Raw genomic sequence first — 14,084 nt, 5'->3', positions numbered from 1 at the left:
TGGAGAACGTCATCCGGCCGATCGCGGTGGGCAAGAAGAATTGGCTGTTTACCGGTTCGGAGCGCGCCGGCCGTCGCGCCGCCGCCATCCAGAGCCTGCTGGCCACCGCCAAACTGAACGGCATCGAACCCGCCGCTTGGCTCAAGGATACGCTGGAAAAACTACCCAGCTGGCCCAACAGCCGGATCGATGAGCTATTACCCCTCGCGCCTCAACCTGAGTAAAGGTGGGGCGGCTGGACGCTTACCCCGCAAATCCAGTTTTTCCAGCCTATTTGGCTAGTAATGCCACTCGGAGGCAATGGACGCCATGTTTTGGTAGATCAGTCCGAGGTCCGTCGTTTTGTCGAGACGCACGACATTATGCCAAGATCAGGTATGAGAGGTGCATTCGTTGAGATCCCGGCGGCATGTATGCCTATATGTATGCCAACCTGACTTAACAGCTAAAAATAATAATAAATACAGTAGGTTATGAATTTGGTTCAAATGACTGTGTACCACCAAGTACTAAAAACGGCTTACCGAAAGGTAGGCCGTTTTTTTATGCGCGCAAAAAACTCCCTAACTGTATTTTGACGCCCCCCACCCCCACTGTTAGTGTCCAGCCTCCCCTAAACACGGAGTGCCCCGATGCAACTGGACATCTACCAAGTCGACGCTTTCAGCCACCATCCCTTCGGCGGCAACCCGGCAGCGGTGTGCCCACTCACTGAGTGGCTGCCCGACGAGCAACTGCAGCAGATTGCGGCCGAAAATAATCTTTCGGAAACCGCGTTCTTCGTACCCCGTGGCGACTTCTATGAGTTGCGCTGGCTCACCCCGCAAGTGGAGGTGGACCTGTGCGGCCATGCCACGTTGGCGGCCGCGTGGGTGCTGATCCATCAGCTGGCGGACGCCCCGCAGGTGTTGCGCTTTGCCACCCGTAGCGGCGAGTTGCGGGTAACGCGCAACGGTGATGAGCTAGCGATGGATTTTCCAGCCAAAAAACCCGAACGCTGCGAGCCGCCCCACGGCATGTTGAGCGCCCTGGGACTTGAAACCGCCGAGGTGTTTGGCACCGACGACTACATTGTGCTGGTGGAGAATGAAGCCCAGGTAGCGGCCCTCACACCGGATTTCGCACGGCTCAAGGGCCTGCCTAAACGCGGGATTGCGGTAACCGCCAAAAGCACACGGTTTGATTTTGTCTCGCGCTGGTTCGGCCCGAATGTCGGCGTCAACGAAGACCCGGTTACCGGCTCGGCGCACACCTCGCTGGCACCGTTCTGGGCCGAGCGCCTGGGAAAATCGCAATTGAGCGCCGAGCAAGGCGGTCAGCGTAAAGGCCAGTTGCGCTGTGAACTCCAGGGCGACCGGGTGATTATTTCCGGCAAGGCCGTGCTGTACATGCAAGGCACGATTTACCTGTAAAAAGCAGTACCCCAAGGACAACAGCCCCTTCTCACTATGAACGGAGTTCAGCGCGTGTTTTTGATTTCCCGCCGCAGCCTGACAGTCATCGCCGCAGCCCTGGCCCTCGCCGCCTGCCACACGCCGGTCAACGAACAGCCACCGGCCCCGGAGCTGGGCTCGGGCTATCGCACCGACCTGAGCACCCGCCACGCCGAGCGCCATATGGCCGCCGCCGCCAACCCTCTGGCCGCTGAAGCCGGGCGTGAGATGTTGCGCCAAGGCGGTTCGGCTATTGATGCTGCGATTGCCATGCAAGCGGTATTGACCCTGGTGGAACCGCAGTCGTCCGGCATCGGCGGCGGTGCATTCATCATGCTGTGGGATGGGCACAACGTGCAGGCTTACGACGGCCGCGAAACTGCGCCGGCCGGGGCGACGCAGCGCTTGTTCCTGAAGGGCGACGGTACGCCGATGGCGTTCACGGATGCGCAGATTGGCGGGCGCTCGGTGGGCACGCCAGGGGTATTGCGCGCCCTGGAGATGGCGCACAAAAAGAGCGGCCACTTGCCATGGGCCAAGCTGTTCGAGCCGGCGATTCGCTTGTCGGAGCAAGGCTTCGCCATTTCCCCGCGCTTGCACAGCTTGATCGCCGCAGACCGCTTTATCGCGCAATCGCCCGACATGGCGGCGTACTTCCTGAATGCCGATGGCTCGCCAAAAGCCACCGGCACGCTGCTGAAAAACCCGGCACTGGCCGTCGTGTTCAAGCGCATCGCCAAGGAAGGGCCGGACGCGCTGTACCAAGGCCCGATTGCCGAGGAGATCGCACGCAAGGTCCAGGGCCACCACAATGCCGGCAGCCTGTCCCAGGCCGACCTCAAGGGCTACGCCGCCAAGCAACGCGCACCGCTGTGCACCGACTACAAACAATGGAAGGTCTGCGGCATGCCACCGCCGTCCTCGGGCGGGATAGCCGTGGCGCAGATCCTCGGGACACTGCAGGCCCTGGAAACCCGCGACCCGCGCCTGGCCATCGCCCCGATGACTCCGATCAAGAGTGCTTCGCCGGCCGGGCTTGAACCGACACCCGAGGCCGTGCACCTGCTCGCCGAAGCCGGGCGCCTGGCCTTTGCCGACCGCGCGCTGTACGTGGCCGATGCAGACTTCACCCCCGTCCCGGTCGCCGGCCTCGTCGCGCCGAGTTACCTGGCGCAGCGCGCCACGCTGATCGGCGAGCGCAGCATGGGCATCGCCAAGCCGGGGCAACCTGCTGGTATTCAGGTGGCGTACGCACCAGACCGCTCGCCACTGCGCATCTCCACCTCACAAGTGGTGGCGGTGGACGACCAGGGCGGCGCCGTGTCGATGACCACCACGGTGGAGGCGGCATTCGGCTCCCATGTGATGGTCCAGGGCTTTCTGCTCAACAACCAAATGACCGACTTCTCGTTCATTCCCGAAGAAAACGGCCAGCCTGTGGCCAACCGCGTACAACCGGGCAAACGCCCACGCTCGGCCATGGCGCCGACCTTGGTGTTCGACCGCAACTCGGGCGAACTGCTGGCTACCGTCGGCTCCCCCGGCGGCTCGCAGATCATCGAGTACGTGAGTAAATCCCTGGTGGCCATGCTCGACTGGAAGCTCGACCCGCAGGCGGCCATCAGCCTGCCCAACTTTGGCAGTCGCAATGGTGCTACCGAGTTGGAAGCTGGGCTGTTCAGTCCGGCGCTGAAACAGGCGCTCAAGGACAAGAGCCACGCCCTGAGCGAGATCGAGATGACCAGCGGCGTGCAGGCCATCGTGCGCACACGGGATGCCCAGGGCAAGGTGACGCTCAGTGGTGGCGCGGACCCTCGGCGTGAAGGTGAGGCGTTGGGTGATTAAGGTGTTGATCTATCCGTACAGGCTTATAAAAAAAGACCTGCACCCTTACGCCTTAAATCCTACGCGGAGCGCCAGAACTCAAAGTGCCATGTCATCTTTTGCGATAAAAACCTTCTTGAGCAGCCCCATCTCACCTGCGATTTTCTGGCCCGCCCTTTCTTGCCAGAGGCTACGTCAAAGACGTAGAATTTCGCGTGTTCACTCTCATAGAATCCCCTCTCTTCAGCAGGCAATGGCCTGACTATTGGACTGAAGATGAAAAAGGTATCTTCATGGCGTTTCTCGCCAGCCATCCTGATGCTGGAAATGTCATTCCGCGCTCGGGAGGTTGCCGAAAGATACGCTGGAGCATGGAGGGCCGGGGTAAAAGTGGATCAGTGCGGGTCATCTACACCACACAACTGGAGTGCGGAGCAGTCGTCGCGCTACTGATTTATGGCAAGAGCGCCACGGAGAATATTCCGGCACATATCCTGTACAAAATCGCAAAGGAAATGAACCATGCCACTCACTGATAAAGAACTGAAGGAACGTGACGCCAAACGCAATATAGGCGAAGAACTACTCACAGCCATTCAGGATGTCAAAGCGGGACGTTACGGGGCCGTGCAGCACGTTGAGGTCACTCAGGCTGCCGAAGCAAGAAGCAAGACAGGGCTCTCACAACCCAAATTTGCCGAGCTTCTGGGCGTGTCAGTAAGAACCCTTCAAGAATGGGAGCAAGGGCGTCGCGCACCTTCCGGAGCAGCACGTTCGCTACTGCATATTGCGGCCATAAGGCCGGACGTTTTTCGCGAAGTACTCAGTAACGCCTGATCGCGTTACTGCTTCGGGCCAATCACTGGCGGTTGATCTTCAAGCCCTTGCGCCCCGCATGCCGCTCCAGCGCCAGCTCGATCAACCGGCTCACCAGCTCGCTGTAGCTCATGCCTGCCGCCTGCCACAGCTTGGGGTACATGCTGATGCGGGTAAAACCGGGCAGTGAGTTGATCTCGTTGATCAGCACTTCGCCGTCCTGCGTCAGGAACACATCCACCCGCGCCAACCCGGCGCAGCCCAACACCTCAAACGCTTCGATGGCCAGGCGGCGAATGCGCTCGCTGGCTTCATGGCTGATATCCGCCGGCACCACCACCTGGGCGGCCTGGCCGTCGATGTATTTGCTGTCGTAGGAATAAAAACCACTGCTCACCACGATCTCGCCACAACCGCTGGCGATGGGCTGGTCATTACCCAGCACGGCGCATTCGATTTCACGGCCTTGGACGGCGGACTCCACCAGCACTTTCTCATCAAACCCCAACGCCAGTTCAACGGCAGCGCGGTATTCGGTTTCGTCACTGACTTTGCTCACCCCCACCGACGAACCCTGGTTGGCGGGCTTGACGAACATCGGCACACCGAGCTTGCCAGCGGCCGTTTCGAACGAGGTGCGCGCCGCGTTACCGCGCGTGAGGGTGATGAACGGCGTGACCGCAATACCCGCGTCACGCAGCAGGCGCTTGCTGATGTCTTTGTCCATGCACACCGCCGAGCCGAGCACGTCGGAGCCGACGAAGGGCAAGTCCGCCATGCGCAGCAAGCCTTGCAGGCAGCCGTCTTCACCGAGGGTGCCGTGGACAATCGGGAAGATCACGTCGATGTGTTCCAGCACGCCCTGGCCGCAGGTTTCCACCACTTGCTGGCTGGCCTTGCCGGGCACCACGGCCAATTCACGGTTGGACTGGTTGAGGGCGATGAGCGCCGGGTTTTCCTGGTTGAGCAGGAAGTTCGAGGTGTCGTTGAGGTGCCAGTGGCCGGCCTTGTCGATACCGATCAAAACCGGCTCGAAGCGTGAGCGATCAAGGGCATCGACAATGTTGCGCGCCGATTGCAGCGAGACCTCATGCTCAGCCGAACGCCCACCAAAAATAATACCTACCCGCACCTTGCTCATGACTCGGCCTCGCTGTTGAAAGTAAGGCTTCTTACCATGGGTGGTCAGCGATTCGCTACCCGATGTGCATTGCCCAATACCTGCACAATCGTACAAGACCCCAGCAGACAACCGGTGCAGACTCAGTTAACGTGTTTCCACCTCCTTTTGTGACAAGTCACCATGGGCAACCCCACCCACTCCCTCGACTGGCTGCACCGCGCGCCCCACGCCAGCGGCCTGGACCGTATCGAGGCGTACTTTGCCGGCTTCGCCTTCGACCCCCACCGCCATGACACCTACGCCATCGGGCGCACGTTGTTCGGCGTGCAGAGTTTTCATTACCGCGGCGGTACGACCCACAGCCTGCCCGGCACCACCATGGTGATCCACCCGGATGAAACCCATGACGGCCGCGCCGGCAGCGACGAAGGTTTCAAGTACCGGATGATTTATGTGGAGCCGGCGCTGATCCAGCAGATCCTCGGTGGGCAGCCGTTGCCGTTTATCCCCGGCGGTTTGTCCACCGACCCAAGGCTGCACCGCGCCAGCGAAGTGTTGCTACAAAGCCTCGATTGCCCGATAGACCCGATGCAAGAGCAAGACGCCCTGTTCGACCTGGCCCACGCGCTGAGCGATGCGTCCGGGGCCATCATCCGCCGTAAATCCTTCGACTACATCGCGGCCGAACGCGCTCGTGAATTCATCCACAGCGCCCTGGGCCGCAGCATCACCCTGGATGAAATAGCCGACCACGCCGGCCGTGACCGCTGGGCGTTATCGCGGGATTTTCGCGTGTTGTTCGGCACCAGCCCCTACCGCTACCTGACCATGCGCCGGCTGGACCTGGTGCGCCACTTATTGGCCCAAGGCCAATCGTTGGTGGATGCCGCGATGACCGCAGGCTTCACCGACCAAAGCCACATGACCCGCCAATTTCGCAGCACCTACGGCATGCCGCCATCGCGTTGGGTGAAAATGCTCGGACGCTGAGTGCTGGGTTGGACTGTGGGAGCTGGCTTGCCTGCGATGCAGACACCTCGGTGTATCAGGCGCACCCTATTGATGCCATCGCAGGCAAGCCAGCTCCCACAGTTGGATGTGGTCGTGTTACTGGCATTTGGTCATGGTTTGTAAAAGGCCAGCAAGCCGTGTCCCTTTAAATTGCAGGACGTTTCCGAGACAATCCCCGCCGCCTTGTGCCTGTTGGAATCGATGGCTAGTCTTCGGTCCGTCACTGCCTTTTCAGTGATCGGGTTTAGTCGCCCGGACTCTAATCAGGCGCATGGTCCTCCATGAGGTTTTATGGTGGCTGTGCGCAGGGCACCCTCGGGTGCGCCGGATTTTCCTGATTAGCCGGTCGACTAACCTGCGTACAGCCGCCACCCTTCGTTTAGTCGCGACTGGGCCGGCTTCTGCCTTAATCAGGAGTTACACCATGACCAAAGCACTTCCCGATCCACCCATGGATTGCCTCGTCGTCAATGAAGAGCTCAGCTTCGAAGACGCTCAACTCTATATTTCCCATCTGATCAACAGCGCATCGGCCACGGTGTGGGACTGTTGCGATCACCTGCAACCCCACGACCGCGCCCGAATCCATGCCGTATGGCACTTGCTGGAGATGGCCAAGACCGTAGTAAACCGCACCCTCGAGTGCATGCCACGAACCTGAAGACACCATAAACCCCATGTGGGAGCTGGCTTGCCTGCGATGCAGACACCTCGGTACATCAGGTACACCGAGGTGATGCCATCGCAGGCAAGCCAGCTCCCACAGTTGATCTTCGTGGCTTTGCGCCTCTGTCAGAGCTGGCGCCCGACAATCGGTTGGCCAATGGCCAGGAAATTCCCGCCCGCCACATGGTGCAACGTGCGCAGTTCATCATGCCCTTCAAAATGCCAGTGGCCCTCACTGAATACCCGCTCATCAGCATAAGCCGCGACCACTTCGCCCAGGAACAGGTCATAGGCCTGCTGATTATGCGGCTCGGGCAGCAGGCGGCATTCCAGCCAAGCCACACAGCCTTCCAACATCGGCGCCTCGGTGTGCTCACCGCTGAAAGTGTGCAGGCCATAGGCTGCGAATTTGTCGGTTTCAACGCCGCGGGTATTGCCCACCGTCTGCACCAGATCAGCCTGCGCAACACAAGGCACCTGCAGCACAAAAGTGCCGGCGCCTTCCAGTAGTTGGCGGGTCCAGGTGGCCTTGTCGAGCACCACCGCGACTTTCGGTGGTTCGAAATCCAGCGGCATGGCCCAGGCAGCGGCCATGATATTGCGCTGACCATTGTGGGCTGCGCTCACCAACACGGTCGGCCCGTGGTTGAGCAAACGGTAAGCTTTGGACAGTGGGACGGGGCGACGGAACGTAGGGCTCATGGTCGATCAGCTCTGCAAGCGAGAAAAGACCTAAGATACCTCAAGCACAAGCCCCACAGGTCAGCTCGACAGCTGATTGGCAAACTGCCCGACCGCACTCACCACTTTTTGCGCACCGTCTTGAATCTCGACGATCACAGTACCCGCCTCGGCCGCCAGGGCCAGGCCCTGCTCGGCTTGCGCTCGCCCGTCGGCCATCAAGGCCACCGCGTCGCGGGCCATGTCCTGGTTCTGGCGCACCACACCGACAATTTCCTCGGTGGCTTTGCTGGTGCGTGACGCCAGTTGCCGCACTTCGTCGGCCACCACCGCAAAGCCACGCCCCTGCTCCCCGGCACGCGCCGCTTCGATGGCGGCGTTGAGCGCCAGCAGGTTGGTTTGCTCGGCAATGCCGCTGATGGTCTTGACGATGCTGCCAATCACTTGGGACTGGGCATTCAACGCCTCGATGCCTTCACCGGCCTGCTGCATGTGCTGGGCCAGGTCGCGCATCACGTCCACGGCCTGGGTGACCACGGTGGTGCCGCGCTGGGCGCTGTCGTCGGTTTGCAAAGAGGTGCTGTAGGCAATATTGGCGGCCTCGGCCACCGCCTGCTCGCGGTTGACCTGCTCGGTAATGACCGTGGCGAACTTGACCACTTTGTACAGTCGCTCATTGGCATCCACCACCGGGTTGTAGGTGGCTTCCAACCACACCAAGCGGCCGTGGCTGTCCACTCGTTTGAAGCGCGCGGCGACGAACTCACCGGCGTTCAGGCGCTTCCAGAACTGCTGGTATTCGGCACTGTTATATTCCTGCGGTTCACAGAACATACGGTGATGCTTGCCTTCGATCTGCGCCAGGCTGTATCCCATGGCGCCGAGGAAGCGGTCATTGGCGGTGAGCACATGCCCTTCCAGGTCGAACTCGATCAACGCGGTGGAACGCATCAACGCAGTGATGAGGTTTTCATGTTCACGCGAACTCTCGATGGTGCGGGTAAGGTCGCTGGAGAACATCGAAAACTGCTTGATGCGCCCTTCAGAGCTGCGCACCGGCTGCACGATTGAGCGCAACCAGGCCTCTTTGCCATTGCCACGCATCAGGCGCACGGCGCCGGCAAAGTGTTCGCCGCGGGCCAGCGCGTGCTTGAAGCGCAGCTGGAACGGGTCCTGGCGCACATGGGCTGGCACCAGGTCTTCGATCGCGCGCCCGACAATTTCACTCAACGAATAAGCCAATTCCTGCAGGAAGTTGGCATTGGCCCACTCCACACGGCCTTCAGGGTCCAGTGTCAGGCAGAGCATTTCGTTTTCCAGGCTCTCTTTCACCTGGAGCAAGCTCGACAATTCTTCGCGCAGAGCGGTCAGCTCCTGCTTCAGGCCGGTATTGAACATGGGGCACCGTTAGGCAAGTGAGGTGGGTGTTCTAACTTGCATCGGCGCTGCCGGGGTTTTCTGAAGAGCGCTTGAGCCCTGGGCCGAACTATATTTTCAACCGCCATTGTTACGGCATACGCCCATGACCTGATATTCCAGGGTATTGAGCTTGCCGCTGGAGTCTTCATAGGTCATGCGCGACGGCACGACGTTGCACGAGCGGATCGGCGGCGTCACGTTGACGACCTTGGCAATGTCCAGGTCCATGCCATAGCGGTAAGCCTGGACCTCGGGCACCGGCTTGCCTTTTTTGATCGCGTAGGCGGCCATGGCTTTCTCATTGCGCTCCATCATCAGGGCAAAGGTGCGATCCCCGCCCCCTTCGGCCAGCGCGCCAAATGACAACACAGCCGTTAATACAGCCACACCTACTTTATAAAAGTTCATTGCGGTTTCCTCGACTGAAAAGTTCAGTGTCGAGATTAACCAACCCACCCTGACGCCAGGTTCACCAGAACATTACTTATTTGTTAGATGGCCGTTAGTTTCCAGAATTGTAATCTTCGCGCCATGCAGCTGTTATCCGTCGTTTGCAACTATCAGCCAGGGCCAGATCAATAAGAACGCCCGCCTCTATAAGAAGCTGATAACTGCCATCACCGAGGAGCGCATCATGAGCATTCGTCATTACACCCTTCCCTTTTCACTGATGGCTGCACTGCCCATGGCCGCCATGGCGGTGGAGGACAAGCCCGAGGGTTTTATCGAGGGCAGTCGCATCAACGTGCTGGCACGCAATTTCTACTTCAACCGCGATGACCGCAAAGGCCAGTCCAGCCCCACTGGCAATGGTTACTCAGAAGCCTGGGCCCAGGGCTTTATTGGCAAATTCGAATCCGGCTTTACCCAGGGCACCGTGGGTTTTGGTCTGGACGCGTTCGCCATGTACGGCCTTACGCTTGACTCGGGCAGCGGCCGCAGCGGCGGCAAAGGCTCGTTCGGCGTGCTGCCGGTGAACAGCGACAACCAGCCGGAAAACAGCTACAGCAAAATCGGCGGCGCGGCAAAACTGCGCGTGCTGGACACGGTGATCAAGGCCGGCGACGTGTTCCCACTCACCCCGGTGGTGGCCTACGGCGACTCTCGCCTGTTGCCCGAGAGCTTTCGCGGCGTCACCCTGCAAAACACCAGCCTGGAAGGCTTGAGCCTGCAAGGCGGGCGCCTGAGCGGCATGAGCCAGCCCAGTGAAAGCGGCATGAACAAAGGCTTTGCCACCTTCTATGCAGGCAAGGTCGACTCGCCCTGGATCGCCTACTTCGGCAGTGACTATCAGCTCAACAGCCACCTGGGCTTTAGCCTGTACAGCAGCCGCTTGAAGGACGCCTGGGACCAGTACTACTTCGGCAGCAATGCCAATTACGCATTGACCGACGACATGTCATTGTTCGGCGACTTCAACTACTACAAGGCCGTGGACGAAGGCCAGAAACGGCTCGGCGAGTTCGACAACAACATCTGGAGCGCCAGGCTCGGGGTCAAGGTCGGTGCCCACAGCCTGGCCGTGTCCCACCAACGTAACAACGGCGACGATGATTTCGACTACCTGCGCCAGTCAGACTCGATCTTCCTCAATAACTCGATCCAGTACAGCGACTTCAACGCGCCCAAGGAGCGCTCATGGATGGTGCGCTACGACCTGGACATGCAGGCGTTCGGCATTCCCGGCCTGTCGTTCATGACCCGCTACGGCAAAGGCACCGGCGCCGACTACAGCAACGCCAATGCCGTGTATATGCGCCGCGATGCAGCGGGCAACCCCTTGACCGATCAACGCCGTTGGGAACGGGATATCGAGGCCAAGTACGTGGTGCAAAGTGGGCGTTTGAAGGATTTGTCCCTACGCGTGCGCCAGGCCACCGTGCGCTCCAGTGCGTTCGAGTCAGACCTGGAAGAAGTTCGTCTGATTGCCGAATACCCCTTGGTCGTGTTGTAGCCCTTACATTCGCTCGCGATTAACTAACATCTGTTCACAAATAGCCGGTTATCAAAATTGTAATATTGGCCTCAGCTTCTCGTTAAGTGGAACTTTCTATACTCGCTTCAACTTATTCACCGAGCACATTCATCTCTGAAGCTTTTGTGTAGCTCCTTTGGAAAGAGATGAATTTTTAACGCCCCGCTTGGGGCGTTTTTTTTGCCTGCGGCTCCATGCGGCCGATGGTCGCAGTTGACCCTGAAGTTACTTTAGCCTTCAGACTTTTCCTACTCCGATAACCGCCGCCATAGGGACATGGGCGCCTTCTCTCCCCTAATTCAAGAGGTAACCCCCCCATGCGTATTCTTGTGGTTGAAGACGAGCAGAAAACCGCCGACTACCTGCAACAGGGCCTGAACGAAAGTGGCTACGTGGTCGACTGCGCCGCCAATGGCATCGACGGCCTGCACCTGGCCGGGCAACACGCCTATGAACTGGTGATTCTGGACGTCAATCTGCCGGGCAAGGATGGCTGGCAAGTACTGGAAGAATTGCGCCGCAATGGTACCCAGCGCGTGATGATGCTCACCGCCCGTGGCCGGCTGGCTGACAAGATCAAGGGCCTGGACATGGGCGCCGACGACTACCTGGTCAAGCCGTTCGAGTTTCCCGAACTGCTGGCACGGGTGCGCACCCTGATGCGCCGCAGCGAGCACATTCCACAGCCGGAAGTGTTCCGCGTCTCGGACCTGGAACTGGACCCGCGTCGCCACCGCGCTTATCGCGGCGCCCGGCGCATCGACCTGACCACCAAGGAGTTCGCCCTGCTGCAAGTACTGATGCGCCAGGCCGGCGAAGTGCTGACCCGCACGCAGATTATTTCCCTGGTGTGGGACATGAATTTCGACTGCGACACCAATGTGGTGGAAGTCTCCATCAGCCGCCTGCGCGCCAAGGTGGATGACCAGAGCGAGGTCAAGCTGATCCACACCATTCGTGGCGTGGGCTACGTGCTGGAAGCGCGCCCATGAAGACCGGCAGCCTGTCGATGCGCTTGGGCCTGACGGTCAGCCTGATGGGCGCGGGCCTGGTGCTGCTGCTGGCAACCCTGGCCTACCTGGCCCTCACCCATGAGCTGGAAAAACTCGCGCGCAAGAACCTGGAAAGCAAGATGGAACAGATCCAGCACAGCCTGGCCCTGGGCCTGGATGCCCACGGTATTCGCGCTCGCCCACACTCACTGATGGACCTGGTGATGGGCCACGACAACTTCCACCTGACCATTGTCGGCACCGCGCCCGATAACAGCGTGCTGCTGAACGTCGGCAGCAAGCCCCAGGAACCGCTGCTCACTGACTTCAAACCACGGGAAACCCTTGGTTACCTCAATTGGGTCGACAGCTACGGCAACCAGATACTCAGTGCCTCCAGCTTGATGCGCCTGGCCAACGGTGAACGTGTGCGGGTGCTGCTGTCCCTGGACCGCATGGACGACCAGGCGTTGCTCAGTGCCTACCTGCGCGCCACGCTGATTGCGCTGCCGCTGCTGTTGATACTGATTGGCATGGGTGCCTGGTGGCTGGTGCAACGCGGCCTGGCGCCGTTGAAGCAGTTCAGCCAGGTGGCGGCGAAAGTCACCACCCAAGACCTCACCCATCGCTTGTCCGTAGACAACCTGCCCCACGAACTGGGTGAACTGGCCCACGGCATCAACGTGATGCTCGACCGCCTGGATGCCGGGGTGCAGCAACTCTCGCAGTTCTCCGACGACTTGGCCCACGAACTGCGCGCGCCGCTGACCAACCTGATGGGCAAGGCCCAGTTGACCCTGTCGCGCCAACGCCCACCGCAGGAATACAAGGCGGTGCTGGAGTCCAGCACCGAAGAGCTCGAACGCCTGGCGCGGATTGTCAGCGACATGCTGTTTCTGGCGCAGGTCAGCCATCCGGCGGCGCGGGCCTCCTTCACCGAGGTGTCCCTGGCGCAGGAAGCCCAGCGCGTGATGGAGTTGTTTGCCCTGAGTGCCGAAGACAAACACATCACCCTGAGCCTGCGCGGCGATGCCTGGGTGACCGGCGATCGCCTGATGATCCAGCGGGCGATTTCCAACTTGCTCTCCAATGCCATTCGCCACACACCCGAGGCCTCTACCGTGTTGCTGTTGGTGGAGACCTACGAGCAGAGCGTATCGCTGTCGGTGGGCAACCCAGGGCGTGGCATTGAAGCGCACCACCTGCCGCACCTGTTCGAACGCTTCTACCGCGCCGACAGCAGCCGTACCCGTGCAGAGGGCGGCACCGGGCTGGGACTGGCCATTGTGAAATCGATCATGCATTTGCATCAGGGGCATGCTCATGTCACCAGCCAGGCTGGACGTTTTACGCGGTTCAGCCTTGTGTTTCCTTCGAAGCCAGCCTAGGCCCAATGTAGGAGCGAGCTTGCTCGCGAAAAACGTCAACGATAACGCGTGTTTCCTGAATAAACGCGGCGCCTAGGGTTTTTCGCGAGCAAGCTCGCTCCTACAGAGGGTAAGCCCGCACATTGCGGCGTTTTCACGGTTGTCAGGCGGTCTCTTCATCGCGGCGATGAGCCCACTGGTACAACGCCGGCAGCACCAGCAAGGTCAGCAAGGTCGAAGAAATAATCCCGCCAATCACCACCGTCGCCAACGGGCGCTGCACTTCGGCACCGGTGCCGGTGGCGAGGGCCATGGGGATAAACCCGAGGGACGCCACCAGCGCGGTCATCAGCACCGGGCGCAGACGGGTCAACGCGCCTTCGTGGATCGCCACCGATAATGAGCGGCCTTCCTCGCGCAGGTTTCGGATGAAGGCAATCATCACCAGGCCGTTGAGCACCGCCACACCTGACAAGGCGATAAAGCCCACCCCCGCTGAAATCGACAACGGAATATCGCGCAGCCACAGGGCCATGATCCCGCCGGTGAGCGCGAATGGGATGCCGGTAAACACCAGCAGGCCGTCCTTGAGGTTGTTGAACATCATGAACAGCAACCCGAACACCAACAGCAAGGCCACTGGCACCACGATGCGCAAGCGTTCAGAAGCCTCCTTCAACTGTTCGAACTGGCCGCCCCAGGTGGTCCAGTAACCGGCAGGGACCTTCACCTGGGTGGTGATGGCGGCTTCGGCCTCCTCGACAAACGAGCCAATAT

Annotated in this window: 14 protein-coding genes and 2 pseudogenes; 10 read left to right on the top strand and 6 right to left on the bottom strand. The window is 60.1% G+C overall.

From position 1 onward, the window contains the following. The 5 genes from GIW04_RS18665 to GIW04_RS18645 all read left to right on the top strand — a co-directional run. The coding region (locus GIW04_RS18665) for a transposase domain-containing protein (protein WP_236479110.1) at positions 1–224 on the top strand (224 nt) is incomplete at its 5' end. A gap of 408 nt (positions 225–632) precedes the next feature. Further along, on the top strand, positions 633–1,412 hold the full coding sequence (locus GIW04_RS18660; RefSeq protein ID WP_003188317.1) for a PhzF family phenazine biosynthesis protein: 780 nt from the start codon (positions 633–635) through the stop codon (positions 1,410–1,412). Between the two features lie 36 nt (positions 1,413–1,448). Further along, positions 1,449–3,278, top strand: a complete 1,830-nt coding sequence (gene ggt / locus GIW04_RS18655) for a gamma-glutamyltransferase (protein ID WP_120249112.1) — start codon at positions 1,449–1,451, stop codon at positions 3,276–3,278. Between the two features lie 194 nt (positions 3,279–3,472). Next, on the top strand, positions 3,473–3,793 hold the full coding sequence (locus tag GIW04_RS18650) for a hypothetical protein (protein ID WP_019817026.1): 321 nt from the start codon (positions 3,473–3,475) through the stop codon (positions 3,791–3,793). Further along, positions 3,780–4,094, top strand: a complete 315-nt coding sequence (locus GIW04_RS18645) for a helix-turn-helix domain-containing protein (protein WP_019817027.1) — start codon at positions 3,780–3,782, stop codon at positions 4,092–4,094. Before GIW04_RS18650 ends, GIW04_RS18645 begins: the two co-directional genes overlap by 14 nt. A gap of 22 nt (positions 4,095–4,116) precedes the next feature. Here the strand turns inward: GIW04_RS18645 and ddlA are convergent, their stop codons facing one another. Continuing rightward, a complete protein-coding gene (gene ddlA, locus GIW04_RS18640) occupies positions 4,117–5,214 on the bottom strand; it encodes a D-alanine--D-alanine ligase (RefSeq protein WP_120249113.1) in 1,098 nt (365 codons plus the stop codon). A 162-nt stretch (positions 5,215–5,376) separates the two neighbouring features. On the opposite strand from ddlA, the gene GIW04_RS18635 reads away from it, so the two are divergent. Further along, positions 5,377–6,186 (top strand): AraC family transcriptional regulator, encoded by an 810-nt coding sequence (locus GIW04_RS18635; protein ID WP_034134431.1) that lies wholly within the window; start codon positions 5,377–5,379, stop codon positions 6,184–6,186. 445 nt (positions 6,187–6,631) lie between these two features. After that, positions 6,632–6,868 (top strand): DUF6124 family protein, encoded by a 237-nt coding sequence (locus GIW04_RS18630; RefSeq protein ID WP_014716802.1) that lies wholly within the window; start codon positions 6,632–6,634, stop codon positions 6,866–6,868. A gap of 131 nt (positions 6,869–6,999) precedes the next feature. On the opposite strand, the gene GIW04_RS18625 is transcribed toward GIW04_RS18630, so the two are convergent. From GIW04_RS18625 to GIW04_RS18615, 4 genes and pseudogenes are all read right to left on the bottom strand, one after another. Beyond that, positions 7,000–7,575, bottom strand: coding sequence for a flavin reductase family protein (locus GIW04_RS18625; RefSeq protein ID WP_120249114.1), 576 nt, complete (start codon positions 7,573–7,575; stop codon positions 7,000–7,002). 60 nt (positions 7,576–7,635) lie between these two features. Then, positions 7,636–8,067: pseudogene (locus GIW04_RS31535) on the bottom strand (methyl-accepting chemotaxis protein); the annotation flags it as partial. Between the two features lie 108 nt (positions 8,068–8,175). Further along, positions 8,176–8,862, bottom strand: a pseudogene (locus GIW04_RS31530) (PAS domain-containing protein); the annotation flags it as partial. Positions 8,863–9,048: 186 nt separating this feature from the next. Then, positions 9,049–9,381 carry a DUF2790 domain-containing protein gene (locus GIW04_RS18615; protein WP_003188305.1) on the bottom strand — a complete coding sequence of 111 codons (333 nt, stop codon included), beginning with the start codon at positions 9,379–9,381 and terminating at the stop codon, positions 9,049–9,051. A 226-nt stretch (positions 9,382–9,607) separates the two neighbouring features. Here GIW04_RS18615 and GIW04_RS18610 point away from each other — a divergent pair, with 226 nt between their 5' ends. The 3 genes from GIW04_RS18610 (at position 9,608) to GIW04_RS18600 (ending at position 13,328) form a co-directional block, all read left to right on the top strand. Further along, positions 9,608–10,927: an OprD family porin gene (locus GIW04_RS18610; protein WP_120249115.1), complete on the top strand. Its 1,320-nt coding sequence runs from the start codon at positions 9,608–9,610 to the stop codon at positions 10,925–10,927. Positions 10,928–11,265: 338 nt separating this feature from the next. Beyond that, on the top strand, positions 11,266–11,940 hold the full coding sequence (locus GIW04_RS18605) for a heavy metal response regulator transcription factor (protein WP_003188303.1): 675 nt from the start codon (positions 11,266–11,268) through the stop codon (positions 11,938–11,940). Continuing rightward, positions 11,937–13,328, top strand: a complete 1,392-nt coding sequence (locus GIW04_RS18600; RefSeq protein ID WP_003188302.1) for a heavy metal sensor histidine kinase — start codon at positions 11,937–11,939, stop codon at positions 13,326–13,328. Before GIW04_RS18605 ends, GIW04_RS18600 begins: the two co-directional genes overlap by 4 nt. Before the next feature lie 142 nt (positions 13,329–13,470). On the opposite strand, the gene GIW04_RS18595 is transcribed toward GIW04_RS18600, so the two are convergent. Then, positions 13,471–14,084, bottom strand: a 614-nt coding sequence (locus tag GIW04_RS18595) for an efflux RND transporter permease subunit (protein WP_236479108.1), incomplete at its 5' end; no start/stop codon positions are given.

Source organism: Pseudomonas sp. PA-4-8C (assembly GCF_021606625.1).
Classification (GTDB): Bacteria; Pseudomonadota; Gammaproteobacteria; order Pseudomonadales; family Pseudomonadaceae; genus Aquipseudomonas; species Aquipseudomonas lactis.
Note: the sequence above shows the minus strand (reverse complement) of the source record. Positions and strands in the feature narration are given on the sequence as shown.

Excerpts from the sequence above, each read along its gene's own strand:
- GIW04_RS18625 (WP_120249114.1), bottom strand. The coding sequence starts at position 7,575 with ATGAGCCCTACGTTCCGTCGCCCCGTCCCACTGTCCAAAGCTTACCGT.
- GIW04_RS18660 (WP_003188317.1), top strand. The coding sequence starts at position 633 with ATGCAACTGGACATCTACCAAGTCGACGCTTTCAGCCACCATCCCTTC.
- GIW04_RS18635 (WP_034134431.1), top strand. The coding sequence starts at position 5,377 with ATGGGCAACCCCACCCACTCCCTCGACTGGCTGCACCGCGCGCCCCAC.
- GIW04_RS18630 (WP_014716802.1), top strand. The coding sequence starts at position 6,632 with ATGACCAAAGCACTTCCCGATCCACCCATGGATTGCCTCGTCGTCAAT.
- GIW04_RS18645 (WP_019817027.1), top strand. The coding sequence starts at position 3,780 with ATGCCACTCACTGATAAAGAACTGAAGGAACGTGACGCCAAACGCAAT.
- GIW04_RS18615 (WP_003188305.1), bottom strand. The coding sequence starts at position 9,381 with ATGAACTTTTATAAAGTAGGTGTGGCTGTATTAACGGCTGTGTTGTCA.
- ddlA (WP_120249113.1), bottom strand. The coding sequence starts at position 5,214 with ATGAGCAAGGTGCGGGTAGGTATTATTTTTGGTGGGCGTTCGGCTGAG.
- GIW04_RS18610 (WP_120249115.1), top strand. The coding sequence starts at position 9,608 with ATGAGCATTCGTCATTACACCCTTCCCTTTTCACTGATGGCTGCACTG.
- GIW04_RS18600 (WP_003188302.1), top strand. The coding sequence starts at position 11,937 with ATGAAGACCGGCAGCCTGTCGATGCGCTTGGGCCTGACGGTCAGCCTG.
- ggt (WP_120249112.1), top strand. The coding sequence starts at position 1,449 with ATGAACGGAGTTCAGCGCGTGTTTTTGATTTCCCGCCGCAGCCTGACA.
- GIW04_RS18605 (WP_003188303.1), top strand. The coding sequence starts at position 11,266 with ATGCGTATTCTTGTGGTTGAAGACGAGCAGAAAACCGCCGACTACCTG.